Genomic DNA, 609 nt, shown 5'->3' on the forward strand with positions numbered 1-609 from the left:
TTGAATTCGGAATTAACGTTGACATATTGCAAGTCAGTTTTCAATGTTCATTTTAAATATTTCCTATTGGAGCGGGTGATGGGAATCGAACCCACAACATCAGCTTGGAAGGCTGAGGTTTTGCCATTAAACTACACCCGCTTATTTTATTAGAATCAGATAATGTATTTTGATGCGGCCGAGAGGACTTGAACCTCCACGGGATAAATCCCACTAGGCCCTCAACCTAGCGCGTCTGCCATTCCGCCACGGCCGCTCGGTTGACACTACGATGTTTAGTTCATCAAGATAACGTATTTCATTGTAATATGTTTGAAATGTTTTGTCAATAACTTTTTAAAATTTCTTTTACAAAGTTAACAACTGAAGTGTTTGTTTACGTATGATTTTCGCAACGTTTTATATCTTATAATATAAACTACATATCGTCAATGCGTTCGCATAATAAAAAAGAGTAAAAATAATCATTTAAAGTTTTTATTTATATATATATACAAATTTCATATAAATATTACTTTGGTATTCGGGTAAAGCTCTGGATTTTATTAAAAATTAAGTGAAAAGTGAAAAAAGAAAGCTGAATTCATGAAATTGAACTGACCCCAATTT

The 609-nt window shown here is 33.2% G+C and carries 2 tRNA genes; both read right to left on the reverse strand.

Annotated elements, in window-relative coordinates:
- Positions 1-67: 67 nt before the first annotated feature.
- Positions 68-141, reverse strand: a tRNA-Gly gene (locus KA900_RS14500).
- 32 nt (positions 142-173) lie between these two features.
- Positions 174-256, reverse strand: a tRNA-Leu gene (locus tag KA900_RS14505).
- Between the last annotated feature and the right edge of the window lie 353 nt (positions 257-609).

The organism is Staphylococcus sp. GDY8P120P (genome assembly GCF_017892065.1).
GTDB lineage: Bacteria > Bacillota > Bacilli > Staphylococcales > Staphylococcaceae > Staphylococcus > Staphylococcus nepalensis.